Origin of the sequence: Erythrobacter sp. YT30, assembly GCF_001542875.1 — a bacterium.
Classification (GTDB): Bacteria; Pseudomonadota; Alphaproteobacteria; order Sphingomonadales; family Sphingomonadaceae; genus Erythrobacter.
The window spans coordinates 187,247-212,213 of sequence record NZ_LMAF01000002.1 but is presented as its reverse complement, the minus strand read 5'-3'; the positions used below and the strand labels follow the sequence as shown (position 1 = coordinate 212,213).

The 24,967-nt window shown below is 56.4% G+C and carries 26 protein-coding genes and 1 tRNA gene; 15 read left to right on the top strand and 12 right to left on the bottom strand.

What is annotated here, in order from left to right; translation table 11 throughout:
* Positions 1-100: 100 nt before the first annotated feature.
* The 6 genes from rimP to AUC45_RS05690 are packed head-to-tail and all read left to right on the top strand — an operon-like array spanning position 101 to position 6,587.
* Positions 101-679, top strand: coding sequence for a ribosome maturation protein RimP (gene rimP / locus AUC45_RS05715; protein ID WP_067603567.1), 579 nt, complete (start codon positions 101-103; stop codon positions 677-679).
* Positions 679-2,331, top strand: a complete 1,653-nt coding sequence (gene nusA / locus AUC45_RS05710; RefSeq protein ID WP_067599666.1) for a transcription termination factor NusA — start codon at positions 679-681, stop codon at positions 2,329-2,331. The genes rimP and nusA overlap by 1 nt, the downstream gene beginning before the upstream one ends.
* Complete coding sequence (locus AUC45_RS05705; protein ID WP_067599663.1) at positions 2,312-3,061, top strand: DUF448 domain-containing protein; 750 nt, start codon at positions 2,312-2,314, stop codon at positions 3,059-3,061. Before nusA ends, AUC45_RS05705 begins: the two co-directional genes overlap by 20 nt.
* A 45-nt stretch (positions 3,062-3,106) precedes the next feature.
* Entirely contained in the window at positions 3,107-5,641 is a 2,535-nt protein-coding gene (gene infB, locus AUC45_RS05700) for a translation initiation factor IF-2 (RefSeq protein WP_067599660.1), read from the top strand.
* Positions 5,638-6,147: a hypothetical protein gene (locus AUC45_RS05695; RefSeq protein WP_067599659.1), complete on the top strand. Its 510-nt coding sequence runs from the start codon at positions 5,638-5,640 to the stop codon at positions 6,145-6,147. The genes infB and AUC45_RS05695 overlap by 4 nt, the downstream gene beginning before the upstream one ends.
* Positions 6,144-6,587 carry a PaaI family thioesterase gene (locus tag AUC45_RS05690; protein WP_067599658.1) on the top strand — a complete coding sequence of 148 codons (444 nt, stop codon included), beginning with the start codon at positions 6,144-6,146 and terminating at the stop codon, positions 6,585-6,587. The genes AUC45_RS05695 and AUC45_RS05690 overlap by 4 nt, the downstream gene beginning before the upstream one ends.
* A 65-nt stretch (positions 6,588-6,652) precedes the next feature.
* On the opposite strand, the gene AUC45_RS05685 is transcribed toward AUC45_RS05690, so the two are convergent.
* Entirely contained in the window at positions 6,653-6,907 is a 255-nt protein-coding gene (locus AUC45_RS05685; protein WP_067599651.1) for a hypothetical protein, read from the bottom strand.
* 179 nt (positions 6,908-7,086) lie between these two features.
* Between AUC45_RS05685 and rbfA the strand changes: the two genes are divergently transcribed.
* Entirely contained in the window at positions 7,087-7,491 is a 405-nt protein-coding gene (gene rbfA / locus AUC45_RS05680; RefSeq protein ID WP_067599648.1) for a 30S ribosome-binding factor RbfA, read from the top strand.
* Positions 7,492-7,730: 239 nt separating this feature from the next.
* On the opposite strand, the gene AUC45_RS05675 is transcribed toward rbfA, so the two are convergent.
* The 4 genes from AUC45_RS05675 to AUC45_RS05660 form a co-directional block, all read right to left on the bottom strand.
* Entirely contained in the window at positions 7,731-8,264 is a 534-nt protein-coding gene (locus AUC45_RS05675) for a VOC family protein (RefSeq protein ID WP_067599646.1), read from the bottom strand.
* Between the two features lie 11 nt (positions 8,265-8,275).
* Positions 8,276-8,920, bottom strand: coding sequence for a carboxymuconolactone decarboxylase family protein (locus AUC45_RS05670; RefSeq protein WP_067599644.1), 645 nt, complete (start codon positions 8,918-8,920; stop codon positions 8,276-8,278).
* A gap of 51 nt (positions 8,921-8,971) precedes the next feature.
* Positions 8,972-9,550, bottom strand: coding sequence for a YceI family protein (locus tag AUC45_RS05665; protein WP_067599641.1), 579 nt, complete (start codon positions 9,548-9,550; stop codon positions 8,972-8,974).
* Between the two features lie 68 nt (positions 9,551-9,618).
* Positions 9,619-11,244: an AbgT family transporter gene (locus AUC45_RS05660; protein WP_067599638.1), complete on the bottom strand. Its 1,626-nt coding sequence runs from the start codon at positions 11,242-11,244 to the stop codon at positions 9,619-9,621.
* 120 nt (positions 11,245-11,364) lie between these two features.
* Between AUC45_RS05660 and AUC45_RS05655 the strand changes: the two genes are divergently transcribed.
* The 5 genes from AUC45_RS05655 to pnp all read left to right on the top strand — a co-directional run bounded on the left by AUC45_RS05655 (position 11,365) and on the right by pnp (position 16,178).
* Entirely contained in the window at positions 11,365-11,937 is a 573-nt protein-coding gene (locus tag AUC45_RS05655; RefSeq protein WP_067599635.1) for a thymidine kinase, read from the top strand.
* Positions 11,934-12,470 (top strand): GNAT family N-acetyltransferase, encoded by a 537-nt coding sequence (locus AUC45_RS05650; RefSeq protein ID WP_067599633.1) that lies wholly within the window; start codon positions 11,934-11,936, stop codon positions 12,468-12,470. The genes AUC45_RS05655 and AUC45_RS05650 overlap by 4 nt, the downstream gene beginning before the upstream one ends.
* 28 nt (positions 12,471-12,498) lie before the next feature.
* Positions 12,499-13,431: a tRNA pseudouridine(55) synthase TruB gene (gene truB, locus AUC45_RS05645; protein WP_067599631.1), complete on the top strand. Its 933-nt coding sequence runs from the start codon at positions 12,499-12,501 to the stop codon at positions 13,429-13,431.
* Between the two features lie 12 nt (positions 13,432-13,443).
* Positions 13,444-13,713, top strand: a complete 270-nt coding sequence (rpsO, locus tag AUC45_RS05640; protein ID WP_067599630.1) for a 30S ribosomal protein S15 — start codon at positions 13,444-13,446, stop codon at positions 13,711-13,713.
* Positions 13,714-13,886: 173 nt separating this feature from the next.
* Complete coding sequence (gene pnp, locus AUC45_RS05635) at positions 13,887-16,178, top strand: polyribonucleotide nucleotidyltransferase (RefSeq protein ID WP_067599628.1); 2,292 nt, start codon at positions 13,887-13,889, stop codon at positions 16,176-16,178.
* Between the two features lie 95 nt (positions 16,179-16,273).
* Here the strand turns inward: pnp and AUC45_RS05630 are convergent, their stop codons facing one another.
* The 3 genes from AUC45_RS05630 to AUC45_RS05620 form a co-directional block, all read right to left on the bottom strand.
* Positions 16,274-17,245 carry a YdiY family protein gene (locus AUC45_RS05630; protein ID WP_067599625.1) on the bottom strand — a complete coding sequence of 324 codons (972 nt, stop codon included), beginning with the start codon at positions 17,243-17,245 and terminating at the stop codon, positions 16,274-16,276.
* Position 17,246: 1 nt separating this feature from the next.
* The gene (locus tag AUC45_RS05625) at positions 17,247-17,774 is read right to left on the bottom strand and encodes a DUF1993 family protein (protein WP_067599622.1); all 528 of its coding nucleotides are present in this window, start codon (positions 17,772-17,774) and stop codon (positions 17,247-17,249) included.
* Positions 17,775-17,864: 90 nt separating this feature from the next.
* Complete coding sequence (locus tag AUC45_RS05620) at positions 17,865-18,572, bottom strand: GcrA family cell cycle regulator (RefSeq protein ID WP_067599619.1); 708 nt, start codon at positions 18,570-18,572, stop codon at positions 17,865-17,867.
* Positions 18,573-18,685: 113 nt separating this feature from the next.
* Between AUC45_RS05620 and AUC45_RS05615 the strand changes: the two genes are divergently transcribed.
* Positions 18,686-19,585, top strand: coding sequence for an ABC transporter permease (locus tag AUC45_RS05615; RefSeq protein ID WP_082700990.1), 900 nt, complete (start codon positions 18,686-18,688; stop codon positions 19,583-19,585).
* Here the strand turns inward: AUC45_RS05615 and AUC45_RS05610 are convergent.
* Together AUC45_RS05610 and hspQ are read right to left on the bottom strand one after the other, a co-directional pair.
* Positions 19,582-20,178, bottom strand: coding sequence for a hypothetical protein (locus AUC45_RS05610; RefSeq protein WP_067599615.1), 597 nt, complete (start codon positions 20,176-20,178; stop codon positions 19,582-19,584). The two genes, AUC45_RS05615 and AUC45_RS05610, sit on opposite strands and share 4 nt — an antisense overlap.
* 72 nt (positions 20,179-20,250) lie before the next feature.
* Positions 20,251-20,631 (bottom strand): heat shock protein HspQ, encoded by a 381-nt coding sequence (gene hspQ / locus AUC45_RS15495; protein WP_082700989.1) that lies wholly within the window; start codon positions 20,629-20,631, stop codon positions 20,251-20,253.
* Between the two features lie 183 nt (positions 20,632-20,814).
* Between hspQ and AUC45_RS05600 the strand changes: the two genes are divergently transcribed.
* A tRNA-Ser gene (locus AUC45_RS05600) sits at positions 20,815-20,901 on the top strand.
* Between the two features lie 189 nt (positions 20,902-21,090).
* A complete protein-coding gene (locus AUC45_RS05595) occupies positions 21,091-22,227 on the top strand; it encodes an SGNH/GDSL hydrolase family protein (protein WP_156423767.1) in 1,137 nt (378 codons plus the stop codon).
* 26 nt (positions 22,228-22,253) lie between these two features.
* Here the strand turns inward: AUC45_RS05595 and AUC45_RS05590 are convergent, their stop codons facing one another.
* Both AUC45_RS05590 and AUC45_RS05585 read right to left on the bottom strand, forming a co-directional pair.
* Positions 22,254-24,464: a molybdopterin cofactor-binding domain-containing protein gene (locus AUC45_RS05590; protein ID WP_067599606.1), complete on the bottom strand. Its 2,211-nt coding sequence runs from the start codon at positions 24,462-24,464 to the stop codon at positions 22,254-22,256.
* A complete protein-coding gene (locus tag AUC45_RS05585; protein WP_067599603.1) occupies positions 24,465-24,944 on the bottom strand; it encodes a (2Fe-2S)-binding protein in 480 nt (159 codons plus the stop codon).
* Positions 24,945-24,967 lie beyond the last annotated feature (23 nt).

Here is a 24,967-nt window from a genome sequence, read left to right as displayed (position 1 = left end):
CGACATTGTCGATACAAAGTTTGGACGCTGGCGCCGCAAGGGGCCGGCTCAAATCGCCTTTGTATCATCAGTGTCACCTGATTTTGATAGAAAGACATTCGTGACCGATCTGACGCGGCTTATTGAACTGGTTGAACCCGAGGCTGAGGCTTTGGGGTTTGAGCTGGTGCGCGTCCAAATGATGCAGTCGGAAGCGGGCGAGGGCGGTCAGGCGCTCCAGATCATGGCTGAGGATCCCTCGACAGGACAATTGGTGATCGAGCAATGCGCCGAGCTATCGCGCCGTGTATCGGAATTGATCGATACGCGGGAAGAAGCGGGCGAGGTTCTCGTCGAAGGTGCCTATCACCTCGAAGTGTCATCTCCGGGCATTGATCGTCCTTTGACGCGCAACAAGGACTTCACCGCATGGACTGGCCATGATGCGCGGATCGTCATGCAAAAGGGCTGGACTGGCGACACAAGCGACAAGCGCGTGTTCAAAGGTGAGCTCACGAGTTTTGAAAACGGCGTCGTATCAATCGACGATGCAAAAACCGGCGCGGTGGACTTGCCGCGCGAATTGATCCACAGCGCAAAGCTCGTCCTCACCGACAAGCTGATCGCTGCGACAAAGCCGCTTGACGCAAGCGGCGCCGATACACTTGAAGAAGACACAGAAGAAAAGGCAGACGACTAATGGCCAGTGCCATTTCCGCCAATAAGGCAGAATTGCTTGCAATCGCGAACTCCGTCGCATCGGAAAAGATGATCGACAAAAGCATCGTCATTGAGGCGATGGAAGAAGCGATCCAGAAATCCGCGCGCAACCGTTATGGCGCCGAGAACGACATTCGCGCAAAGCTTGATCCGCAAACGGGCGATCTGACGCTGTGGCGCGTTGTCGAAGTGGTCGAAGAGGTAGAAGACTACTTCAAGCAGGTCGATCTGAAGCAGGCGCAAAAGCTGCAAGACGGCGCTTCGATTGGTGACTTCATCGTCGATCCGCTGCCTCCGGTCGATCTGGGCCGCATTGATGCGCAGTCTGCGAAGCAGGTGATCTTCCAGAAGGTCCGCGATGCTGAGCGCGAGCGCCAGTTCGAGGAATTCAAGGATCGCGCAGGTGAAATCATCACCGGCGTCATCAAGTCTGTTGAATTCGGTCACGTGATCGTCAACCTCGGCCGCGCCGAAGGTGTGATCCGCCGCGACCAGCAGATCCCTCGCGAAGCCGCCCGTGTGGGTGAGCGTGTCCGCGCGCTCATCACGAAGGTAGAACGCAACAATCGCGGTCCGCAGATTTTTCTCAGCCGTGCCGCGCCAGACTTCATGCGCAAACTGTTCGCGCAGGAAGTGCCAGAGATTTATGACGGCATCATCGAGATCAAGGCCGCCGCACGTGATCCGGGCAGCCGCGCCAAGATCGGCGTTATCAGCCACGATAGCTCAATCGATCCGGTTGGTGCCTGTGTGGGTATGAAAGGCAGCCGCGTTCAGGCAGTCGTGCAGGAATTGCAGGGCGAAAAGATCGACATCATCCCGTGGTCTGAAGACACCGCAACGTTCATCGTGAACGCATTGCAGCCTGCCACGGTTGCTCGCGTTGTCCTAGACGAAGACGATGGGCGTATCGAAGTGGTCGTGCCCGACGATCAGCTTAGCCTGGCGATTGGCCGCCGCGGTCAAAACGTGCGGCTTGCAAGCCAACTGACCGGTCAACAGATCGATATCATGACCGAGGAAGAGGCGAGCGAGAAACGTTCGAAGGAGTTCGCTGAGCGCTCCAAGATGTTTGAAGAAGAGCTGGACGTTGATGAAACGCTCTCACAGCTACTCGTGGCAGAAGGTTTTGCCGAGCTCGAAGAGGTTGCATACGTCGAACTCGCCGAACTCGCAGCCATTGAAGGTTTTGACGAAGAACTCGCCGAAGAGCTGCAAAGCCGCGCTGTCGAAGCGATTGAACGTGCCGAAGAAGCGCATCGTGTCGCTCGGCGCGAGCTGGGCGTAGAAGATGCGATTGCGGAGTTGCCCCATCTGACAGAAGCCATGTTGGTGACTTTGGGCAAGGCAGGGCTCAAGACGCTTGATGATGTTGCCGATCTCGCCACCGATGAATTGATCGCGAAGAAGCGCGAAGCACCCAAGCGTCGCAACAACGCCGATGGTCCCCCCATGCGTCGCCCTCAACGCGAGCAGGACAAGGGCGGCGTTCTGGGCGAATACGGTTTGAGCGAAGAGCAGGGCAACGAGATCATCATGGCTGCCCGCGCACACTGGTTCGAAGATGAAGAGGACGCGGCACCTGCTGCGGCCGAAGCACAGGAGGCCGCCGATGCGGACTCCACCCAATGAGCGCGTAAACTCCGCCATCGCTGATCCTTCGGGCACTCGTGCTTCCGCGAGTGAACGCCGCTGCGTGCTGTCGGGCGACACTTTGCCGCGCGAACAGCTGATCCGGCTGGCCATTTCGCCTGATGGACTGGTTCTGCCAGATCCCGCCGGCAAAGCGCCGGGCAGGGGCGCTTGGATCATGCCTGATAAGGCAGCACTTGAAGCTGCCATTGCCGATGGCCATTTCAAGCGTGTGCTGATGCGTGCATTCAAAGGTGGCCCAAAGGATGCAGCGCTTACCATTCCGGATGATCTGCCCAGTTTGATCGAGGCTGCTTTGCGCCGCAGCTTGTCTGACAGGTTGGGCCTGGAATGGCGCGCAGGCACTTTGGTCTTGGGTTCTGCCCGGATTGAAGAGCACGCGCGCACGGGGCGGATTGCGCTGTTGTGCCACGCGAATGACGCAAGCGAAGATGGGCGCAAGCGGCTTGATCAGGCATGGCGCGTTGGCTCTGATGCAGAAGGTTCCGGTCTTCGCGGCATTACCTTACCACTGGACCGGGCAAGCCTGTCTGTGGCATTGGGCCGCGAGAATACCGTCCATCTGGGAATTTCAGGGCGTTCTGGTGACAGACGCGCGGTGGTCAGGATTGGTCAGGCGATTGATCGTCTGACACGGTTTGTGAGCGGTGAACAGGCCGCTTTTGAAGGATTGAACACCAGCGCATCACGCGCTGCGCACGCAGATTAATCGGCGGGCGGAAATGATTATTTTTGAAGGGCTTTTGAGCACATAATGAGCGACGAAAAAGAAAAACGCACACGTAAACCACTGGGCCTTAAACGCGCGGTTGATGCTGGCGAGGTCAAGCAGACCTTTAGCCATGGCCGCACCAATAAGGTGGCCGTGGAAGTGAAGCGCCGCCGCAAGCTCACCAAGCCCGGCGAAACACCTGCCCCTGCACCAGAGGCAGCGCCTCCTCCGCCTCCTCCTCCGCCTCCCCCAGCGAGCGGAGCATCTGGTGCGCCAAAGAAGAAAAAGCCTGCCCCGCCCAGCGAAACGCCGCAAGAACGCGTCGCCCGTCTTCAGCGTGAGGCTGAAGAAGAGCGCCTGAAGCTCGCCGAAGAAGCGCGCAAGCGTGACGAACAGCGTGCCAAGGAAGCCGCTGAGGAAGAGGCTCGCCAGCGCGAAGAGAACAAAAAGGCTGAAGAAGAAGCTGCGAAACAAGCAGCCGAAGAGGCTGAGGCATCCGCTGCTGCCGAAACAGCGTTGGACGATGCCGAAAGCGAACCGGCTGCCAAGAAAGGTGAAAAGGGAACGGTTGCGCGCAAGTTTACACCTGTGGCGCGTCCAGAGCCCAAGAAGCCTGAAAAGAAAAAGAAAGAAGACAAGCGCGCCGCCAAGGATACCGGTGGCGGCGGCAAGGACAAACGGCGCTCTGGCAAACTCACTGTCACCAAAGCGCTCAACGAAGATGAGGGCCGCCGCGCTCGTTCACTCGCCGCGCTGAAGCGCGCTCGCGAAAAAGAACGCCGCGCTCAAGGCGGTCCAGCAGCGCCGCGCGAGAAACAAATCCGCGATGTTGTGGTCCCTGAAGCAATTACCGTTGGCGAACTCGCCAAGCGGATGGGCGAAAAAGGCGCAGACCTCGTCAAAGAGCTGTTCAATCTGGACATGATGGTCACGGTTAACCAGACCATCGATCAGGACACAGCAGAGCTGCTGGTCGAACAGTTTGGCCACAATATCGAGAAAGTCTCAGAAGCTGATGTCGATATCGACACCGAAGAGGATGTCGATCCGGAAGAAACGCTGAAACCGCGTCCACCGGTTGTCACCATCATGGGCCACGTCGATCACGGCAAAACATCGCTGCTTGATGCCTTGCGTAACGCCAATGTTACCAAAGGCGAAGCGGGCGGTATTACTCAGCATATCGGCAGCTATCAGGTGAAAACCAAGGATAAGCAGACGATCACTTTCCTCGATACGCCAGGCCACGCGGCCTTTACAGAAATGCGTGCTCGCGGTGCGGGGGTTACCGATATTGTGGTGCTGGTGGTGGCAGCTGATGACGGCATCATGCCGCAGACGATTGAAGCCATCAATCACACCAAGGCAGCCGGCGTCCCGATGATCGTTGCGATCAACAAGATGGATAAGCCAGAGGCAGATCCGGACAATATCCGCAACCGTCTGCTCGAACATGAGGTGATCGTTGAGAAACTGTCGGGCGATGTGCAGGACGTTGAAATCTCGGCGACTAAGAAGACGGGCCTTGATGAGCTGCTTGAGAAAATCTCGCTTCAGGCCGAATTGCTCGAACTCAAAGCGCGTCCGGATCGCGATGCCGATGCAACCGTGGTCGAAGCGCAGCTTGATAAGGGCCGCGGCCCGGTTGCGACTGTGCTCATCACGCGCGGAACGCTGAAGCGCGGCGATACCTTTGTGGTTGGCACCGAAAGCGGCCGTGTTCGCGCGATCGTCAATGATAGCGGCAAGCAGATCAAAGAGGCTGGCCCATCCATGCCGGTTGAGGTTCTGGGCCTTGGCGGTGTGCCATCGGCTGGCGACCAGTTGACCGTGGTTGAGAACGAACAGCGTGCGCGCGAAGTCGCCGCATACCGTCAGGAAAAAGCGACCGAGAAGCGCACCGCGCTTGCTCCGACCAGCTTTGACACGATGTTCAACAACCTCGCCTCAAACGTGATCGAATGGCCCGTTTTGGTGAAAGCAGACGTGCAGGGATCGGTCGAGGCTATTGTTACCGCGCTTCACAATATCTCAAATGACGAGATCAAGGTCCGCGTTCTGCATGCAGGTGTTGGAGCGATTACCGAGAGCGATGTCACATTGGCAGCAGCTTCCGAAGCGCCGATCATCGGCTTTAACGTGCGCCCCAATGCGAAAGCGCGCGAGCTCGTCAAACGCGATGGCGTGCGGATGATGTATTACGATGTGATCTATCACCTCACCGAAGAAGTCGCGAAGGAAATGGCCGGCGAGCTTGGCCCAGAGCGGATCGAAACCGTTGTTGGCCGCGCCGAAGTCAAACAGGTCTTCAAATCGGGCAAGAAAGACAAGGCAGCAGGTCTGCTGGTCGAAGAAGGCGTCATCCGCAAAGGTCTCTTTGCGCGTCTCACTCGCGAAGATGTCATCGTTTCGGCGACAACAATCGCTTCACTCCGCCGTTTCAAGGACGATGTGGACGAGGTCCGTGCAGGCCTCGAATGCGGCGTGGTGCTTGAGGACACGAACGACATTCAACCGGGCGACCAGCTGGAGGTGTTCGAAGTCGAAGAACGCGAGCGGACGCTGGAGGTTGGGTGAGCGAGGAACGCGACGGACCAGTAGACGCGTTTTGGCGCTATCTATCGTGGGCTGCCAGCTCAATTGGGGGTGTTGTGGCGATTTTCGCGCTAGGCGTAACACTACTAGCATTCATTGAGCCTACTCCGTCAGGCCCGTCGATTGACAGCGAACAAAGCTCACAGATTAAGGCTCTTATCGATCAAATTGATACGATAAAGACCGACCTTTACTCAGAAGGAGATCCAGTCGATCCTGTAGACAGCTCGCGAATACTGATGATCGAGGAACGGCAAGCAGCACTAGACGAAGCTTTATCAGACAAAGCAGAGCGCATCATAGCGCTGGCTGCGATGCGTGATGATAGCGATGATCTGACAGCTCAACAGACTACGCAGATAGAAAATCTTAGGCAGCAAGTGGCAGAGTTGCGTACAATCCTGCTCAGCTTGGCAGCCTCAATCATCGCGATCTTGCTTGGATTTGTTGGCTGGCTTGGACTAAGACGAAGCAGCGCTAAGCAGTGACGAACTGGCGCGACCAAATTCAGGCGGGTGAGGACAGTTCACCCCACTCGAACCTCCTAGGCTCCGAGTTCGTCTCCTTCGACGAGGAGACGGCGACGGCCACCATGCGCTTTTTCGTCAAAGACGAGATGACGACCTGGCGCGGGGGCGTGCAGGGCGGGCTTGTCGCGGGATACCTCGATGATGTGATGGGATATGCTTATGTCGCGGCGACAGATGGTGAGCAGGCCCCGCTTAATCTCGAGATATCGATGCAATTGCTGGGCCTGATACCGCGAGGCGCAACTATCATAGGCAAGGGCCGCGTTGTGCGCGGCGGACGGCGCGTCATCTTTCTTGAGGGCGAATTGCTGAGCGAGGAAGGGCATGTGCTCGCGCGTTCGACTTCCACCGCGATCCCAACCATGCGCCCATCGCCGACTGAAACGGGCATGGGATAGGCAAAAAAAGCGGGCCGTGGTCACCCCACGGCCCGCGTCTTGTTTGTTGCTATTGGTTCGACTGTTTACGCGCCGTCGCCTGAGCGCTCAGTTGCCAGATTCAACTTGCCCGCTTTGGCACCATTGATGTGCAGGTTACGAGAATCTTCGTTCTCTGCGCGGCGATTTTCGCTCCTTTTCTGGGCGTCCGCGTTTGCATCTGTTTGAGCCTGCGCAGCGGCATGGCGCTCTGCCGTGCCGGGTGTTGTGTGGCGTTGAGCCGAGGCGATGGAAGGGGCCGCGAGTGCTGCGGCGACGACAATTGCTGTTAGGGTTTTCATGGATTGCTCCTTTAATGCTACTGAGAACAATACGCATGAAGGGCCCAAAAGGTTTCAAGTTTCGGGCTTCAAATGCTTGTTTTATTTCGTTTCTTTTCTGCTTGAGCGCTTAGAATTTTGCTTCGAGCTTGTTACCTGCAATAGAATTATGTTATCCGTATTCGAAAGAAAGTAATCCAATGGCTCGACGTCAAGATTTCACCGCAGAGCAGCAATCGGTCCGTGTTCTCAAAGTTGGGGAGCGCGTGCGTCACATCCTGTCTGAACTGCTCGCCCGGCAGGAAGTGCACGATGACGTGGTGAGCGCGTCCAACATTGCTGTTACCGAAGTGCGCATGACGCCCGATCTTCGCAATGCGACTGCTTATGTGAAACCCTTGCTGGGCACGGGCGAAGATGATGTCGTCACGGCGCTGCGTCAGAACACCGCTTTTCTCCAGCGCGAAGTTGCCAAAAGGCTGGGCCTTAAGTTCGCGCCCAAGCTCAAATTCCGCAAGGATGAAAGCTTTGCCGAGGCCGATCGGATCGAAGCCTTGCTGCGCGATCCCAAAGTGGCGCGCGATCTGACCGATGAAGGCGAATAGGGTCGAAACAGGTTTCCTAACGGCATGTGATTTGCCATTTTTGCCCGGCGTTCTTTCTTACCGTTGATCCTGCTTGTGAGGGCAGGCCAAATTAAGGTCTGCCAGTGCGAAAAATGAGTGCGAGCGCAAAAAGGCCTCTCACCCCCTGTCCGTCACTCAGCCATGAATCGACCCAAGTATCCGATATGTATAATGAAATCACATTTGCTCGAAGGTGACAGGGTGTCACCTTTGTCACCCTAAGCCGCGTCTTTCGCCAGCCATTGCTTCATCATTGCCGGTGGTGGCGAAGGGTTCATCGTCATCTCATCCAGCGCTGCAAGCGCGCGTTCACGGTCCTCTTCAGTAAAGCTGCCGGTGGTGAGACAGAACTCGATCATGTTGCCATTGGGATCGCTGGTGTAGACCGAATGGCACCAGTTATGGTCAATCTCCAATACGTCGAGCCCGGCCGCATTCCAGCGCTTGCGCCATTCATCGAGCTCTTCCTTGGATGACACATCGAAACTGAAATGATTGGTGCCGCGCGGCATTCCGGCGGCTTTGTTCAAATCGAATTCTTGCGCGTCTGCGCCTTTGACATCGTGCAATTCCCAGAAGGCAATGAATTTGCTGTCGTCGCCGTCCATGCGGTAAAAGAAGTGCTTGCCCCATCCGCCTTCCATGATGGGAGCAATCTCGACCTTCACGAGTTCAAAGCCCATTACGCCTTCATAGAATGCGTGGATTTCGGCCATGTTCTTGGCGGCCAGTGCGAGGTGATGATAGCCCATGATTATGCGTCCTATCCCTTCCGCTTGTCGACCATGCCCATAACATCGGCGCTGGTGCCTTCGGGAGCGGGCACTTCGACCACGCGCTCATCGACGTCGTCATATTCAAGGCGCAGCGCCCGGCTCATCACGCCATGCATCATGTAAGTGCAGGTGATGTAGGTAAGCTCGATAATTTCGACTTCAGTGAGATGCTCTTTCATTGCTTCAAATACAGCATCAGGCACCCGCCCATATTGGAGAACCAGCGCATCGGTATAGGCGAGGACGGCGCGCTGTTTGTGATCGAAGCAATCCGCGACAGACCAATGTGAGATGGCCTGCACCTGCTCTTCAGTAAGGCCAGAAAACCGAGCGGCTTTCATATGCTGAGAGTAGACGAATTGCGAACCGACCAGATATCCCGCGCGCGTCTGGCCTAGCTCGCGCAATGTGTCATCAAGCACGCGCTTGGGAGAACGATAGAAGCCAAACCCTTCCGTGGTGTGTTTAAAGGCATCGGGAACCTGCGCAAAAACGGTCCACCAATTTCCCGGCGTGCCTGTTGCTGTGCCGGGCTCTGCCACGGGGTCACGCTCGCCGAACAGTGTCTTGTAAAGATGCTTTAGATAGTCATCTTCCAGCTCATCACGGGGTACTTCGCGCAATCGGGGCAAGTGGCTCTCCTCTTATAGGAGAAAGCTAGCAGGCCGATTTCAGTCCCGCAATCAACTGGGTACGATGCGCGCGCGCAGTTTGATATCGACCTTGTTGCCGACGATTAGCTGGAAACTTTTCATGCCGTAATTGCGGCGATCAATCTTTGCTGTGGCCGTAAAGCTGATCGGCGCGTTGGCCGGCGCGGTTAGCGGGTTGCGGTCGAAAGTGACATTGAGCTCTTGATCGCGCGTGACGCCCCTCGCGGTAAGACTGCCGGTGATAGTCCCCTTGGTCGCGCTGCTCATGTTAAGTGAGCGGCCGCTGAACCGGATCGATGGGTGCTTCTCCGTCCAGAAGAACTTCTCGCTTTTGAGGCGCTTTAACGTCGTTGTATCAGGAGCGGTAAGCGCGGTCGCATCGAAGGTTACGTCTATCTCGGCCCTCGACGGGTCATTTCCGACAATCGTGGCAGTGCCGCTCATTTTCGGAAATGTCGCGGTTTTGCTGGAGAGACCGAAAAACGGAACCTTGGCGCTCAGCACCGAAGTGTCCTGGTCCAGCCGATATTGGACGGGCGCGCTCGCATTGGCAGCGAGCAGGGCCGCTATCATCGGCAACAGCAGCAGACGCTTGAGCATGGCGGGCATTTCAAGTCTCCTCATGTCTCATACGCTGGAAATGCGCGATAGGTTTCACACGGCGCGATTAAGCGTGTTCAACCACCGCCGGGAAGAGCGTAGTCAACGGGCGCATTCGGACCCAGCGGGATGCCGAGATAGAACCACAACACTATGAGCACTGTGCCCGAGATCAGCAGCCAAACCGAATATGGGATCATCATCGCAGTAAGACTGCCAAGCCCAAAGTCAGATTGCCACCGGCGCGCAAAGACCAAGATCAAGGGAAAATAGACCATCAGCGGCGTGATGATATTGGTGGCGCTGTCTCCCACACGATAGGCTGCTGTCGCGCCTTCAGGGCTGATCCCAAGCAGCATCAGCATCGGGACAAGAATTGGCGCGAGCAGCGCCCACTTGGCCGATGCTGACCCAACAAAGAGGTTCAAAAGGCCGGAAAACAGCACCATCAAACCGAGGACGAGAGGCAATGGAAGCCCGGTGGACTGGATCGCATCGGCCCCGTGGACAGCGCTGATAAGGCCAAGATTGGACCAACTGAACATCGCAACGAAATGCGCTGCGGCAAAAGCAAGGACGAGGTAATAGCCCATATCCTTCATGCTTTCGGACATCATGCCGACAAGATCGCGGTGATCCTTGATCGATCCGCTGGCCTGCCCATAGGCCCAACCAGTGAGGAGAAAGAGCAAGAAGAACCCGCCAACAAGTGATTGGTAAAGCGGCCGAAGCTGCGAGTGAATTGAGCAGTCCGCAGCCGGTATGCCTTCACAGGCTGCCTCGTTAATAAGCGGTGTGCCGGGCGCAAAAACCATAATCAGCCACAATGCAACGACGAACAAAGCGGCAAGCCCGGCCGCGCGCAGTCCTTTGCTGCTCGGTTCATCGCTGCTCGCAGCTGCGTCAGAACTGTCTTCTGATGGCGCAGAAGCGCCGCCAGTCCATGCGCCCAGTCTTGGTTCGATAACCTTATCAGTCACGTACCAAATGATTGGAAGATAGAGGAACGTCATTGCAGAAATGAAATACCAATTGCCCGCAAGGTTGGCCGTCCAGCTGGGGTCAAGCGCAGATGCTCCAACAGCTTCTTCGGTGATGCCAAAAAGGAGGGCGTCGAGTTGGCCGGGTGAAATGTTCGCGGAAAACCCGCCTGAAACCCCAGCAAAGGCAGCAGCAATACCCGCCATCGGATGCCTGCCAGCCGCAGCAAAAAGAATGCCTGCCAACGGGATGAGGACGACATATCCTGCATCAGCGGCGTGGTTTCCGATCATAGCAACAAGCGCGACAACGGGGGTGAGCAGTGCCGTGGGTGCCGATTTGACAGCTTTGGTCATGCCGGCTGCGAAAAAGCCCGAGCGTTCAGCAACGCCTGCTCCGAGCATCACCACAAGCACATAACCAAGTGGGTGGAAGTGGGTGAAAGTCTTGGGCATTTCGACCCAAAGCTTTTGAATGTTGTCAGCAGACAAAAGACTCACCGCGCTGATGACCTGCGCGCCGCCCGTTTCCTCGTCAATGGTGGTGGGATGAAGCGCCGAAACCCCCAAAAGCTCGCAAACGACGGAGATCGCAACGAGCGCGATTATCAAATAGAAGAACAGGAAAACCGGGTCAGGAAGCTTGTTACCGGTGCGTTCCACCCAGCCAAGAATACCCGTCATGCCCTGCGATGTGGTCGCGTCTTGTGCGGCCGTTGCCATATATGTGATCCCCGTCAGTGTTGAATTCGCGAGGGGGCTAGCATTGCGCGAGGCACCTGTCAGGGGGATTAATCAACAGGCCTTCTGGCGCGCCGCGCAAGGCGCGTTTAGGCAGCATGGATGGCCAAGCTCTATTTCTACTATGCCAGCATGAATGCAGGAAAGTCCTCATCGCTACTGCAAGCCGACTTTAACTATCGTGAACGCGGAATGCGCACTATGGTATGGACCGCCGCGATTGATACGCGTTCAGGGGCGATGGTGAAAAGCCGCATTGGTCTTGAGGCGGAGGCGCACACGTACGCCCCCACGACTGATCTCTGGGCGAAAGTGATTGCAGCGCACGACAGTGAGGCGATTGATTGCGTGTTGCTGGATGAGGCGCAATTTTTGAGCAAAGAGCAGGTCTGGCAGCTGGCCCGATTAGCGGATGAGGCAGGTATACCTGTTCTCTGCTATGGCTTGCGCACTGATTTTCAGGGCGAGCTTTTTCCGGGCTCGTCCGTATTGCTCGGGATTGCCGATGCCTTGGTGGAGCTCAAGGCCGTCTGCGACTGCGGACGAAAGGCAACGATGAATCTGCGCGTTGATGGGAGCGGCAAGCCTGTGAACGAGGGTGCGCAAACCGAGATCGGGGGAAACGATCGCTATGTCGCGCTTTGCCGCAAACACTTTTCCGAGGCGTTGCAATGAATGCGCTTTTGACAACTTTGGAAGAGCACCCCGTACGCCTGGAGCCATTCGCTGACGAGCATCTCGAGCCTCTGAGGGAAGCTTGCAAAGCTGATTGCGATGTCTGGGAAATCTATCCAGTGAATTTGGGTGGCGATGGATTTGATGGCGCGATCGCGATGTTTAGGGCATCACCGGAATGGACGAATTTCGCAATCATCGACACGCAAAGCGAGCAATTGGTTGGTATCACAAACTACATCAGGCCAACAATGTTTGGAGTGGTGGAAATCGGTGGGACGTACATCGCTCCCCACGTGCGCGGTGGACCATTCAATCGCACGGTGAAAAAGCTGCTGATCGAGCACGCGTTTCAATCTGGTTTTCACAAGATCGAATTTCGTGTCGACACGCGAAACAGGCGATCGCAGGCCGCCGTCTTGAAATTGGGAGCGAAGCACGAGGGCACCACTCGGCAAGATATGGTGACATGGACCGGATACAGGCGTGATACCGCTGTCTTTGGGCTATTGCAGGACGAATGGACTGGCTGAAATTTAGCCACGCCTTAGGTTGAAGAAAATGCCTCAAGATAGCCCCAAGAAACCTGCCCCTCACGGCTGGCTGATACTCGATAAGCCGCGCGGCCTTGGCTCGACGCAGGCCGTTGCGGCGGCAAAGCGAAACTTACGCGAAAGCGGCTATTCCAAGGCAAAAGTGGGGCATGGCGGCACGCTCGATCCTTTGGCCGAAGGCGTTCTGCCTATCGCGCTGGGCGAGGCTACGAAGCTTGCAGGGCGAATGCTCGATGCGAGCAAGATCTATGATTTTACGATCCAATTTGGCGAAGAGACCGATACACTCGATACTGAGGGTGAGACTATCGGAACTTCGGATGTGCGGCCGACGATTGAAGAGATCAAAAAGGCATTGCCGCAGTTTAGCGGAGCGATTGACCAGGTTCCTCCCGCTTATTCCGCGCTGAAAGTCGATGGGAAGCGCGCTTACGATTTGGCACGGGCAGGCGAGGAGGTGGAACTCAAGAAGCGCTTAGTGATAATCCACTCGCTCGACATCATAGGCGGCCTGAATGAGCTCGATCAAATTACTCTCTCAGCTCACGTTTCCAAAGGCACATATATCCGCAGCCTTGGCCGCGATATCGCTCATGCTCTTGGAACTTGCGGTCATGTCACCTACTTAAGGCGCACAAAGGCGGGGCCATTCCTCGAAAGCCAAGCGATTTCGCTGGACAAACTCAACCAAATCGGTAGAGGCGCGCCCTTATCTGACCTCCTCCTGCCGTTAGAGGCGGGGCTGGACGACATCCCGGCCCTTTCCCTCTCCCAGACAGACGCGCAGGCGGTCCGAAAGGGCCGGGTCTTGTCTGGGATGCCCCAATCACCTGGGCTGTATTGTGCGATGCTGGACAGTGTGCCGGTGGCGTTGATGCAAATTGAGGGTGGGACGGCGAAGGTCGTCAGGGGTTTCAACCTTCCCGATGTCGCTGAGTAAGAGAGTACATACATGTCGGTAGCACCCGAGCGTAAAGCAGAAATCATCAAAGAACACGCCGTCCAAGATGGCGACACTGGTTCGCCAGAAGTGCAAGTTGCGATCCTGACAGAGCGCATTCGCAACCTTACAGAACACTTCAAAGGCAACCACAAAGACAACCATTCGCGCCGCGGCCTTCTCATGATGGTCAACAAGCGCCGCAATCTGCTCGCATACCTCAAGAAGAAGGATGTGGAGCGCTACAACGCCCTGATCCAGAAACTGGGTCTGCGTAAATAAGAGTTTCCAAGGGGCGGCTCCATGGGCCGCCCTTTGTCTATCCGGCTCCCCAGCAATTCGGCTGGGAGCGGACGAATGGGGCGAGAATAGCCCCGCAACGGACCGGGCCGTTTCAACCCGGAAATGTAGGCCCCGCACCGCAATAAGGCCGTGTGGGTTCAAAAGGAAAATCAATGTTCGACACGAAAACCGTATCGCTGGAGTGGGGCGGAAAAACCCTCACTCTGGAAACAGGCCGTATTGCCCGTCAGGCAGACGGCGCCGTATTGGCAACCTATGGCGAAACCGTGGTGCTGTGCGCCGTGACCGCCGCCAAGTCAGTGAAGGAAGGTCAAGACTTCTTCCCGCTGACCGTACACTATCAAGAAAAATTCTCTGCAGCTGGCCGGATCCCCGGCGGCTTCTTCAAGCGCGAAGGGCGCGCGACCGAGAAAGAAACGCTGACCAGTCGTCTGATCGACCGCCCGGTGCGCCCGCTCTTCCCGGAAGGCTTCTACAACGAAATCAACGTTATCGCTCAGGTTCTGTCGTACGATGGCGAGACCGAGCCAGACATCGTTGCGATGATCGCAGCATCGGCTGCGCTCACGATCAGCGGCGTCCCGTTCATGGGCCCGATCGGCGCCGCGCGCGTCGGTTTCACCAACGATGGCGAATATGTCCTGAACCCGAGCATCAATGACGCGCTGGGCGAAGACGGTCGTCTCGACCTCGTCGTCGCTGCGACACAGGACGCGGTGATGATGGTCGAATCCGAAGCGAAAGAGCTGACCGAGGAAGAAATGCTCGGCGCGGTGATGTTCGCGCACGAGGAATCGAAGAAGGTCATCGGCGCGATCATCGATCTGGCCGAACAGGCTGCCAAGGATCCGTGGGAACTCGATCCGGTCGAGGACAAGACCGCCAAGATGGACAAGTTGCGCGCTGCGATCGGTGCTGACCTCGAAGCAGCCTACAAGCTGACCAACAAGTCAGAGCGTCAGGACGCGGTCAACGCGGCTCGTGAGAAGGCTCGTGAAGCCTTTGCCGACCTCGCTGAAAGCGATCCAGCCGAGTATCTCGGCACGCTCAAGCTGGTGAAGAAGCTCGAAAGCGACATCGTTCGGGGCTCGATCCTAAAGGACGGCACCCGCATCGACGGGCGTAAGCTTGATCAGGTTCGCCCGATCGAGGCGATGGTTGGACTGCTTCCGCGCACGCACGGTTCGGCGCTCTTCACCCGCGGTGAGACGCAGGCGATCTGCACCACCACGCTCGGCACGAAGGACGCCGAGCAGATGATCGATGGCCTCGAAGGCCTCAGCTACAACAACTTCATGCTGCACTATAACTTCCCGCCCTATTCGGTCGGCGAAGTGGGCCGTTTCGGCTTTACCGGTCGGCGTGAGATTGGCCACGGCAAGCTCGCTTATCGCGCGCTCCACCCGGTCATGCCGGATGCCGAGGAGTTCCCCTATACGATCCGCGTCCTGTCCGACATCACCGAGTCCAACGGTTCTTCCTCGATGGCGACCGTGTGCGGCGGTGCATTGTCGATGATGGATGCAGGCGTTCCGCTGAAGCGTCCAGTTTCCGGCATCGCCATGGGTCTGATCCTTGAAGGCGAAGACTTTGCGGTTCTCTCCGACATTCTGGGTGACGAGGATCACCTGGGTGACATGGACTTCAAGGTGGCCGGTTCCGAAGAAGGCATTACCAGCCTCCAGATGGACATCAAGGTCGCGGGTATCACCAAGGAGATCATGGAAAAGGCGCTTGAGCAGGCGAAGGCTGGCCGCGCGCACATCTTGGGTGAAATGGCGAAGGCGCTTACCGGCGCTCGTACCGAAGTTTCGAAGCACGCACCGCGTATCGAGACGATGCAGATCGACAAGTCGAAGATCCGCGACGTTATCGGCACAGGCGGCAAGGTGATCCGTGAGATCGTCGCTGAAACTGGCGCTAAGGTCGACATTGACGACGAGGGCACGATCAAGATCAGCTCTTCAAATGCCGATGAAATCGAAGCGGCGAAGAAGTGGATCGAGGGCATCGTCGAGGAAGCCGAAGTCGGCAAGATCTACACCGGCAAGGTCGTCAACATCGTCGACTTTGGCGCATTCGTGAACTTCATGGGCGGCAAGGACGGTCTCGTCCACGTCTCCGAAATGAAGAACGAGCGTGTGGAAAAGCCGACTGATGTTGTCAGCGAAGGTCAGGAAGTGAAGGTCAAGGTCCTCGAGATCGACAATCGCGGCAAGGTCCGCCTATCGATGCGCGTGGTTGACCAGGAAACCGGCGAAGAACTCGAAGACACCCGTCCCCCGCGCGAACCGCGCGGTGATAAAGGCGGCCGTGGTGGACGCGGCGGCGATCGTCGCGGTGGCCGTGGCGGTCGCGGACCTCGTCGTGACGGCGGCGGTGACAAGGGCGGCAATGGAGGCGGTGACGGCCCAGCGTCGATGCCCGACTTCCTTAAGGACTGAGAGCCTTGCCTAACCAAAAAAAAGCCGCTCGGGAGCAATCCCGGGCGGCTTTTTCTTTGCAGGTTTATGATGAGATGGATCGCGATGCGCTAAATTTAGAAATCGTAGATCAGCGTCACCCTGCTCAACGTGTCAGTTTGTACAGCACCAGGAGGCGGATTGCTGTCATATTCAACTGCGTACGACAAACGCGCGGTGACGCGATTGCTGATTTTCGCATTCAGCCCGGTGACGAAGTTAAGGCTGGTATTGCTTGAATCGATAATGACCTGCGCGGACGAACCAGTTTCCGCCACAGCATTCGTATCATGCGTCAGCTTCAATCGGTCGGTGATGGTCCAATCAAAGTCGATCCCGATAAGGCCGGCAATTCGGCTTTCACTGCGGCCATCGGTAAACTCGGTAACCCGATAGGCCGGACCTGCCTTTGTAGACAGCTTAATGTCAGTCTCATCGATGATCTGGTAACCCACACCACCTGAAACGGCATATCGAGCAGAAAAGCCCTGAAAGCGGTCGCGTTCGTATTGCGCCAGACCATAGATGAACAGTCGGTCTGTGACATTGTAGTGAGGCTCATAGGCTGCGAAGAATTGCTCCCGCGCAGTCACTCCATTGTTACGTTGATAGTCGGCCCGTCCGGTCAGACTGTGGGTCCAATCAATGCCCTCTCTTTCAAGTGAGAGAGAAGCAGTGACGCCCGTGTTCGACGCGTTACCGGTGGCGCGAAAGCCGCCTAATTCGCCTTTTCCGCTCCAGTTATCGAACAGGCCAGCATTGCGGATTTCCGCTTCCTTTGCCGCTTCTTCTTCAGCCTTTGCCAGTGCTTCCGCCTCTTCGACGCGGGTTTTGTAGCGAGCCATGATCGCGTTGAGCTCTTCGGAATTACCCGGGAAAGTCTCATCGGCCAGATCGATGATCGTTTGCATTGCTTCAATATCGTCGTTCTCCCGCGCCTTTTCGATCATCGCCCGAACGGGCTCCGGCAATTGCGCGAAGGCATTGCTGGGCATGCAAAGCCCGAAAAGAGCAGTAGAGGTAAGAAAAGCGGCTTTGTGCAAAGTCATTTCAGCTTCCGATAACTCGCGGCGCGTGCAGATAATCGCGTTTCACGAGAGGTACGCCTTTCATGCGCAAAATGTCGTAAAAGGTCGTCGCGTGGAAATAGAAGTTTGGCTGCGAGAAGCTCAGAAGAAACTCGCTGACAGTAAAATGCATCAGCGCTTTCCCGCCAAGGACGAATGCGATTTTCTCGCCTGCAATCTCTTCAAGTGTATCGGGAGAAACCTGATCCAGCGCTTGTTGCGCATCATCAATCATAGCTCGCATCGCGTCCCAGTCTTGAGGCAGGTCGGTGAAATCGGGACTGAATTCGCCGGTCGGCGCAAGATCAAAAGCCAATTTCGAATGAACCCAGCATGAGCGCATATGGTAGGGCAAAGGCCACATATCATCGGCGAGCTTCGCCTCGATCAATTCCGCTGCGGCAATTCCCTTCTCCGTAACGAAGCTTTCTGCCTTGTCGACCTGCGCGCGAACGCCGCCGAGCACTTGGCGAAAACTGGGTATGATGGCCTGATGCAGTGTGATCGGCATGGTTCTAATTCCCTCACTTATGAAAAACCCGGCAACTGAGTATCGGTCGCCGGGTTTTCGAATGTTTGAACGTTTATGAAATTGCGGGTTTTATCGAACCCGCGGACCACCGAATGGAAGAGGTGGAGGGGGCCTGCGCGCACCCCGTGGCAGCTGTGCCTGATAGGCCCGCCCGCAGTGCTCGACGCAATACGGAAAGCCCGGGTTCACCGGTGCTCCGCAGAAATGGAAATCGGGTTCGCCCGGATGCCCCATCGGCCAACGGCAGACCTTATCTGACAAATCCAGAAGGCTGGTCTTGTCGGCGATCTCCGGACTTGGTTTTGCTGGCACGAGACGCCGAGGAGGTGCTGGAGGGATGGGCGCCTGTTGATCGCCGGGACCCTGGCGAAGGAAGCCGCCAGGGCCGACAGAGACAATCTTCGGCAAATCAGAGGAGGGGTTAGGCAGCGGCTGAGACGGCCCATTGTGCTCAACCTTTGCGGGCGCATGGCGGTTATTCGCCGCCGGAGCATTGGGCGCCTTGGCGCTAGCGGCCTTTGCAGCAGGCTTCGCTGCTGGTGCGGCGCTGGCTGCCTTTTTCGCGCTTCCCGATGATTTGGGAGACGCTTTCTTGGTCGCCTTTTTCTTATCACCTGCTTTCACTGGCGAGGGACGCGATTTAAGGCCCAAGCGGTGCGCCTTGCCGATCACGGCATTGCGGCTCACGCCACCAAGTTCTTCGGCGATCTGGCTGGCGGTCGATCCGCCTTCCCACATTTTCTTGAGCGTAGCGATGCGCTCGTCAGTCCAACTCATATACCCTCGTCAATTCCTGCAGACTTTCCGCGCAAAGCGGCATCCACACAATGCAAGCGTCCGTATTCCCGGGCAACTTGCCTCAATTCATCCAAAGCCGTAGGCGAGGCGCCATGGCCGATCAAGCATCATCCAACAGCAATGCCAAACTGGCGAAGTCTGCTGCGCACACAGACGCCGCAGCCGCTGTCACGCCGACTTTCCCTCCGCGCGGTGAGCCGGTCATCACCGGGATCAATCGCACAGGAGTGCTTGCTCTCTATATTAAGGAGGTCCGGCGGTTTCTCAAGGTGCAGACGCAAACGGTATGGGCGCCTGCAGTCACAACGCTGCTGTTTCTTGTGATCTTCAGCGTCGCATTGGGCAGGGAAGGGCGCGAGGTTCTGGGCGTTTCGTTTTCGACTTTCGTCGCGCCGGGCCTGATCGTCATGGGGATGATGCAGAATGCATTTGCGAATTCGTCATTCTCGCTCTTGTCCGGCAAGATCCAGGGAACAATCATTGATCTTCTGATGCCCCCTTTGTCCCCAGGTGAGCTTATGGCCGGGATCGTCATGGCGGCTGTAACGCGAGCGGTGGCGGTGGGCCTTGCGGTTGGCCTTGCCATGGTTTTGTGGCCGGGCGTCGATCTTGGAATTGCGCACCTATGGGCGGTGATCTGGTTTGGGCTAATGGGCTCCATGATGCTCGCGCTGATTGGGCTTGCAACATCTATTTGGGCTGAGAAGTTTGACCACAACGCCGCTATCAGCAACTTCGTGATCGCCCCTCTGTCGCTGCTTTCGGGCACCTTTTACGTGATCGATAACCTCGCGCCAGCTTTTCAGGCTGTAAGCCGCGCGAACCCGTTCTTCTATGTAATCTCAGGGTTTCGATATGGCTTTCTGGGCGAGAGCGATATCGGCGGAGACCAGCAAGTATTGATGGCGGCGATGGGTATTGGTTTTTTGAACGTAGTGGGGGCGTTCGTAGTGTATGCGGTTCTACGATCTGGTTGGAAGCTCAAGAGCTAGAGCGGTACGCCCGTAAAATGACTGATTGCCCGGTGGGCTCCCATAACGTCTGCCACAAGGCCAAGCTCGAAATGCTCGGTGGTCTTGTCGCCATCGCTATCCCTGCCGATCGATACTGGCAATTTGATCGAACCTGATCCGTCACGCACTTCGTTTCGCTCAATAGCTCCGACGCGTTCACGAGGCACAGCCTTGACCGACAATTCACGGCCCAGTCGCAACTTCAAAATGCGTTTGTTGGTAATTGCGTATAGTACCTTTCCACGCTCCCAAAGGGGCAGAAAGGGAAAGGCAAGCATCCCGACGCCAACTGCGATGAACGGCGTGCCAAAGAGCGGAAAAGCGTAGGCAAGAAGGCCCGCACCGGTGTCTTCGCCCGCGCCAGAAACACCAGCAAAGGCCATTGCTGTCCAAAACAACGCGAACGCGGTCCACGGCACGGCGAAAAGATAAATTGCAAAGGCTTTCGGGTCGATCCGGGCCAATTGCATGCCCCGCCAGATCACCTTCTCATCCGCTTCCAGCTCTCTGCTTAGCGCGAGATCCAGGCGATTGCGGGTCGAACCATGTGAAGACGAAGCATGATTACGCATGCTGATCTTTATACCTGGGTGCTGGTTAGCGCTTCGTTAGCGCGCAAGCCGCTGCTCGATGGGCCGGAGACCTTAATGCGTCAGAGAACGCCGCATCCGATACCTTCCATCCTTAAACCGCTCAAATAATTGCGGAACCGTCGGATGATCAACCGGACCTCCATCAGCATCGGACAAAAGATTGCCCTGGCTCACATAAGCGACATAGCTCTCGTCCTCATTCTCAGCGAGGAGGTGATAAAAAGGTTGCTCGCGCGGAGGGCGGATGTCTTCGGGGATGGACTGATACCATTCTTCGGAATTCGCAAAAACCGGATCAATATCAAACACTACGCCGCGGAAATCGAAGACACGGTGCCGCACGACATCGCCGATCCCAAACCGGGTTCGGGTCTGACGGGGCGCCTCAATTGTGCGTCCTGCCTGGCTGGAGAAGAAGTGCGCGCGGTCCATGGATTGCAAAATATGGTCGATTCTTTCGACAAAACAAGCGCGATGATGGCAGGTGTCCAAGATATACCCGCATTTTGGAAGATTTGAGGTCTTGGCAAGGATGCGCTGACACGCTAGGCGGCGCGCTTCCTGATCGGCCTTGCGTGTACAGACGAGTGCGCAAAGCAGGATTGACCTCGGTTAGGAGAGATGCCGGAGTGGTCGAACGGGGCGGTCTCGAAAACCGTTGTGCTCTCACGAGTACCCAGGGTTCGAATCCCTGTCTCTCCGCCGCCCGACACCCAAGCACTTACTCGGTCATTGCTGCCGAAGATACATCGAAGCGGCGAACGTGATTTTTCCTGGTTAATCCGCTAAGGCTAATTTTGCTAAATCGAGAAGCGGCCCCGCTGTGAAGTGGTTTTGCGGAGGCCGACAGGGCGCACCAAATAGAGTGGCAGCCGTTTGGGGGAACATTGCGTGAAAAATGCTCTGGTGCTCTGCGTGAGCGTTTTCATGGGGTTGTTGATTGTCGAAGTAGGTCTTCGTCTGTTTGATCCGCTCGATTTTCAGCCTCATGCAAGCCGTGATCTCGCTAACGTGTCTTTGGTGAATCAACAGCATTACTTTTGCGAAGGCGGTCCTAAACATATTGAGCCGCATCCCGTTACGAATTCTCGAGATACGCCGAACCAATCCTACTTTGAATTTCGCAATGATATTGTCTCGTTCATCAATCTGAATGAGCATGGATTTAGAGGAGCATTTGATGACGCGGATGCTTCCAAGCGCGTTGTCGTTCTAGGCGATTCTTTCATCCGTGGCACCCTCTCGGACGAAACAGAGACTATTCCTGCATTGCTGTCTCAATGGTCGCGGGACACCCATTTCGTGAATTTGGGTACCGGCGGCCATGGTACGCTTCAACACTTGCTGACTTATGAGGAATTCAAGGACGAAGTCCCTCATGACACTGTCCTGCTGTTCGTTTTCAATGGCAACGATCTCACCGACAATATGCGCTTTCAAACCTGGCAGGATGACCCCGTCACACACTCGATAGAGCTTTCGATGACGGACAAACTCAAGCGCCGGGTGGTCCGCACATACACAGGTCAGTTGCTGCGGCGATCAAGCAAGATGCTCTCCGGCAGCGAACAACTTTCCTCTATTCCGAGCGAAGAGGAAAGAGATGTGTTTCTGCAGTCGCTCGCCAGTTTGTCGGCAGCAGTGAAGGGTAAAGGCGCGCGCCTGCTTGTCTTCTCTCTTCCAGAAGCGGGAGAGTTTTTCGAGGACGGCACGCCCTCATTTCGCGAGGATCATGCAGGTTATGGCGACGAAGTTCGCAGCTTGGTTGAGCAGGCCGCAAATGACAATGGTTTCGTCTATCTCGATCTTAAGCCAGTGCTGGTAGAAGCAGCGCAGGCGAGGGGTGTGCCGACGCTTTCTCTATATGGAAGCCCGGATCACCACCTGCTTGAACAGAGCAATTTTATAGTAGCGAATGCGGTCGCCAAGCTCTTGAACAGCGAAAGGGTCGCCGAATTCACCCCTGACGCGAAATTTGTCGACAGGACCAGTTTCGATCCCGCGAATGTTGTTTGTCCCGCGGGCTAATCTGGCGTCCGATACCGTGCTTGGAATTAAGCAAAATGCTTGGCCGTTGGCAGCTCTCTGATGCGCTTTCCTGATGCTGCGTAGATCGCATTGGTCACTGCCGGCGCGAGCGGAGGCAGACCCGGTTCACCCGCACCGCCGAGACGTTCACTGTCGCCGTTGATGAATTCAACAGCGATTTCTGGTGCCTCGTTTATGCGCAGCATCGGATAATCGTGAAAGTTGGACTGCTCAACAGCCCCATCCTTCACTGAAATCTCTCCATAAAGAGCCGCGGTCAGGCCATAGATGATTGAGCTTTCCATCTGCGCTGCGGCACCATCTGGATTCATCGCATAGCCGATATCAGCGCAGCACCACACGTTCGTCACGCGGGGTTTGCCGCTTGTCATTTCGACTTGTGCAACGTGGGCGACGATCGAGTTGAAGGAAGGCGCAATAGCGATGCCTTTACCTCTCCCCTCGGGCATCTCTGCATCCCAATCCGCCATCTCTGCCGCCTTGTTGAGAACCGCGAGATGCCGCGGCGAGTTTTTCAGCAGTTGGCGGCGCAATTCGAGCGGGTCCTTGCCAGCCTCGGCTGCCACTTCATCGAGGAAGCTCTCGATAAACCACGAATTGTGACTGTGATCGACTGAACGCCAGGGGCCAAAGCGCAGATGCATTGGTACGTCCACTTTGCGCACAAGCTGGTTGGGAATGTCGTAATAGGGCACGTGAGCCGCTTCTGGTGGGTCGAACAGATGCGTGTGCACGTTATTCCAGCTTATCAGATTGCCGCCGTCATCAAGTCCGGCCTCAAATCGGCTGGTCGACGATGGTCGATACCAATCCTGCGCCGTGTCCTCTTCGCGCGACCAGATGAGTTTAACCGGATAGCCTGTTTCACGAGCAATGCGCACAGCCATTTCGATGCTGTCCGTTTCTGAACGCCTGCCAAATCCGCCACCCAGATATGTGTTCTTATAGGTTACTTTCTCCATCGGCAGATCGAGCATATCGGCGACGAACTTGCGCACTTTGGTCGGTACCTGGCTGCCAGCCCAGACCTCGCATTGTCCATCATGCACCCACGCGGTGCAGTTTTGCGGCTCCATGGTTGCGTGAGCAAGGAAGGGAGCCTTGTATTCAGCTTCCAGTCTGGTGGCTGCATCGGCAATCGCGCGCGGAGCATCACCCACGGCAATCTCTTCATCGCCGCCATTTGCGCCCGCTTCATTGAGAGCGGCATCATAGCGGGCGAAAATGGCCGCCTGATCGAGGCTGTCATTCTCAGTTTCGGTATATGTAATGTCGATAGTGTTGAGCGCTTGTTGCGCCTGCCAATATCCATCAGCCACTACTGCGACGAAATCGGTCATATTGAGGATTTGCAGAACGCCAGGCATCGTCTCTGCAGTGCTCGCATTGATCGATTTCACCTTGGCGCCTTGGACGGGCGGTGCCTTGACAGCCGCATAGGACATCGTCTCACCAGGAATTTCGACATCGATGCCGAATACGGCCGTCCCATCGACCTTTCCCGGGATATCCTTGCGCGGGATGGACCTTCCCATGAGATTGAATTCGTCGGTCGACTTGAGACGCGGCTTGACCGGCAGGGGTTGATCGGCGGCTTTCTCTGCAAACTCGCCAAACTTGGCTGAGCGATTGCTGGCCGCATGGCTTAGCACGCCATTTTGAACTGTGATTTCGTCCGCCGAGACACCCCATTCCTCAGCTGCAGCGCCAACGAGCATCTGACGCGCAGCAGCCCCAGCATTGCGCATGCCGCGTTGACCCGTTCCCCTCACTGAAAAGCTGCCGCCGGTGATCTGGCCGATCATCGCGTCAATCAGGGACAGGAATGTACCATCCAAGGTCGGTTCAAGAATTTCGGGTACTTCCAATTCTGGTGCTAGAAACTCGCGCGCGATATCCTTGGAAGAATAGTCGGTTTCAGCCGGCGCCTCGAGGATACGAACGTCTTCCCAATTGGCGTCCAATTCATCGGCCAACATCTGCGCGAGGGTCGAATGCGCACCTTGGCCCATCTCGGCATGCGGGATGACAGCTGTTACGATGTTGTCCTTGTCGATTTTGACAAAGCTATTGATCAGAGTTTCGCCATCACCGCCTGCGACCAGCCTGCGAATTTTTTCATCAGGTTTGCCTGTCCGGATCGATACGCCGACAACCAAAGCGCCGCCCGCAACCAGCCCTGCGCCGATGAAAGCGCGTCTAGACCACTTACCCATTTAAGCCTCCGCGCCTTCGTCTTGAGATATGCCTGCAGCCGACTTGATTGCCGTGCGAATGCGGCCATACATGCCGCAGCGACAGACATTGCCTGCCATCGCGGCATCGATCTGTTCATCCGAAGGCTGCGGATTGCGTTCAAGCAAAGCGATAGCAGACATGATCTGGCCCGACTGGCAGTATCCGCATTGCGGCACTTGCGCTTCGATCCAGGCCTGCTGCACTTTGTGCAAAGTGCCGTCGTCCGATTTGAGCCCTTCGACCGTGGTGATATTTTTGCCCTCAGCAGCGGACAGGGGAGTGGAACAACTGCGAATAGGGCGGCCGTCCAGGTGAACCGTGCAGGCCCCGCATTGTGCAATGCCACAGCCGAATTTGGTGCCATTCAATCCAAGCTGTTCTCGAACGATCCATAGGATCGGAGTGGCAGGATCGGCATCCAGTTCTACTGAGCGTCCGTTGATTGAGAAACTTGTCACGCTTTTTCCCTCTCGCAAGTTCG

Coding starts and splice junctions, on each gene's coding strand:
- nusA (WP_067599666.1), top strand. CDS start 679: ATGGCCAGTGCCATTTCCGCCAATAAGGCAGAATTGCTTGCAATCGCG.
- AUC45_RS05705 (WP_067599663.1), top strand. CDS start 2,312: ATGCGGACTCCACCCAATGAGCGCGTAAACTCCGCCATCGCTGATCCT.
- infB (WP_067599660.1), top strand. CDS start 3,107: ATGAGCGACGAAAAAGAAAAACGCACACGTAAACCACTGGGCCTTAAA.
- AUC45_RS05685 (WP_067599651.1), bottom strand. CDS start 6,907: ATGAAAACCCTAACAGCAATTGTCGTCGCCGCAGCACTCGCGGCCCCT.
- rbfA (WP_067599648.1), top strand. CDS start 7,087: ATGGCTCGACGTCAAGATTTCACCGCAGAGCAGCAATCGGTCCGTGTT.
- AUC45_RS05675 (WP_067599646.1), bottom strand. CDS start 8,264: ATGGGCTATCATCACCTCGCACTGGCCGCCAAGAACATGGCCGAAATC.
- AUC45_RS05665 (WP_067599641.1), bottom strand. CDS start 9,550: ATGCCCGCCATGCTCAAGCGTCTGCTGCTGTTGCCGATGATAGCGGCC.
- AUC45_RS05660 (WP_067599638.1), bottom strand. CDS start 11,244: ATGGCAACGGCCGCACAAGACGCGACCACATCGCAGGGCATGACGGGT.
- AUC45_RS05655 (WP_067599635.1), top strand. CDS start 11,365: ATGGCCAAGCTCTATTTCTACTATGCCAGCATGAATGCAGGAAAGTCC.
- AUC45_RS05650 (WP_067599633.1), top strand. CDS start 11,934: ATGAATGCGCTTTTGACAACTTTGGAAGAGCACCCCGTACGCCTGGAG.
- truB (WP_067599631.1), top strand. CDS start 12,499: ATGCCTCAAGATAGCCCCAAGAAACCTGCCCCTCACGGCTGGCTGATA.
- rpsO (WP_067599630.1), top strand. CDS start 13,444: ATGTCGGTAGCACCCGAGCGTAAAGCAGAAATCATCAAAGAACACGCC.
- pnp (WP_067599628.1), top strand. CDS start 13,887: ATGTTCGACACGAAAACCGTATCGCTGGAGTGGGGCGGAAAAACCCTC.
- AUC45_RS05630 (WP_067599625.1), bottom strand. CDS start 17,245: ATGACTTTGCACAAAGCCGCTTTTCTTACCTCTACTGCTCTTTTCGGG.
- AUC45_RS05625 (WP_067599622.1), bottom strand. CDS start 17,774: ATGCCGATCACACTGCATCAGGCCATCATACCCAGTTTTCGCCAAGTG.
- AUC45_RS05620 (WP_067599619.1), bottom strand. CDS start 18,572: ATGAGTTGGACTGACGAGCGCATCGCTACGCTCAAGAAAATGTGGGAA.
- AUC45_RS05615 (WP_082700990.1), top strand. CDS start 18,686: ATGGCCGATCAAGCATCATCCAACAGCAATGCCAAACTGGCGAAGTCT.
- AUC45_RS05610 (WP_067599615.1), bottom strand. CDS start 20,178: ATGCGTAATCATGCTTCGTCTTCACATGGTTCGACCCGCAATCGCCTG.
- hspQ (WP_082700989.1), bottom strand. CDS start 20,631: ATGGACCGCGCGCACTTCTTCTCCAGCCAGGCAGGACGCACAATTGAG.
- AUC45_RS05590 (WP_067599606.1), bottom strand. CDS start 24,464: ATGGGTAAGTGGTCTAGACGCGCTTTCATCGGCGCAGGGCTGGTTGCG.